Source organism: Frankia sp. CcWB2 (assembly GCF_977927585.1).
In genome coordinates, this window is sequence record NZ_CDWRCM010000110.1 from 11,077 (window position 1) to 12,077 (window position 1,001).

Sequence of the window (1,001 nt, forward strand, 5' to 3'; positions counted from 1 at the left end):
GGGGCAGTACAACCAGCTTCGATGCCGGCGAGGAACGCGCGTTCCGCTCTGACCGCGACGGACGACGATGCGTCATCGAGCACAAACCGTAGCAGCTCGGCGAGGCCCGTATCGACGGGCTGGCCGCCATCTGACCACGTTTCGCCACCGGTTTGTCCCGCAGCGGGACCCGAACCCGCCGCGGCGGGCACCAGAGCGCGCGCCGGGCCGGCCACGACGAGCCCGGCACCGCCCGTGCACTCGATCGCCAGGGCTCCCTGACCGGGCGCGGGCAGCATCACCGTGGGTTCGAGGATCTCGGTGACGGCATCGAGCCGGTCGAGCCGCGCCAGCCCGGCGTGCGCGAGGACGACCGCGTCCACCTCACCGTCGATGGCCTTCTTCAACCGGGTGTCGACATTGCCGCGGATCGTGACGACCTCCAGCCCGAGGCCGAGAGCACACAGCTGCGCGGCGCGACGCGGAGATCCGGTCGCGATCCGGGCGCCGGCCCTGAGCTCGGCCAGGCGCCGCCCGCTCGGGGCGACCAGCACGTCCCGGGGGTCCGCCCGCGGCGGGACCGCGGCGAGCACCAGACCGGGTGGGGTGGCCGTTGGAAGGTCCTTCAACGAGTGGACCGCCAGGTCGATCTCACCAGACAGCAGGGCGTCGCGCAGCGCGCTGACGAAGACGCCGGTCCCGCCGATCTGGCTGATCTCCCCCGACGAGCGGTCCCCCGCCGTGACAATCGGCACCAGCTCGACGGCGCAGCCCACCCGCGCCCGCAGGGTGGCGGCGACCGTCCCGGACTGGGCCAGCGCCAGCGCCGAGCGCCGCGTTCCCAGCCGCAGCCGGCGGCCGGCGAAACGGGCCAGCAGGTCGGCGCCGATGCTCGTCGGGTCGGTACTCGTCGGGTCGATCCCCGTCACGAACGCTCCAGCAGATCAAGGTCAGGCGCGGACACCACGGCGGGCACCTCCCGCGGCAGATCGAACAGTTCCCGCAGGGCCTCGGCGTAGGCG

At 73.4% G+C, this 1,001-nt stretch carries 1 protein-coding gene; it reads right to left on the reverse strand.

The window, feature by feature from the left end; translation table 11 throughout:
- Nucleotides 1-857: hydroxymethylbilane synthase (gene hemC / locus ACY45C_RS12975; protein ID WP_462187881.1), on the reverse strand; the 857-nt coding region annotated here is incomplete at its 3' end.
- Between the last annotated feature and the right edge of the window lie 144 nt (nt 858-1,001).